The following is a 351-nucleotide window of genomic DNA, read 5'->3' on the forward strand; positions in this document are numbered from 1 at the left end:
ATCGTAAAGCTTTGTGAAATTTACAAATCATAATTTTTATCGACTTTTTAAAAAACCACTTTACCCACTTTGGGGGTATGGTGGGTAAAATAAATATTTAAATTGAACTCTCTTTTTAGCCTAAAAAATGCAACTAACAATGATAATTCGAGTCTTTATGTATAATAGTTTAGGTTCGTTGGTTTGTTAGCTTCTACTACAGTTCGACGCAACCAACAACTATAATTCGAGCCTGTGGGTGCAATAGTTTGAGTTCGTTGGTTTGAGTTCCTGCTCCAGTATGATGTAATCGACAACAATAATTCGAGCCTGTAGGCACAATAGTTTAAGTTTGTGGGTTTGAGCTTTTGC

The 351-nt window shown here is 34.8% G+C and carries 1 protein-coding gene; it reads right to left on the reverse strand.

Translation table 11 applies throughout. The annotated features are described in order from the left end of the window. Positions 1-155: 155 nt before the first annotated feature. Positions 156-351, reverse strand: a 196-nt coding sequence (locus tag IUY40_RS19585; protein ID WP_229335721.1) for a hypothetical protein, incomplete at its 5' end; no start/stop codon positions are given.

It is taken from the genome of Flavobacterium sp. ALJ2, from assembly GCF_015594725.1.
GTDB lineage: Bacteria > Bacteroidota > Bacteroidia > Flavobacteriales > Flavobacteriaceae > Flavobacterium.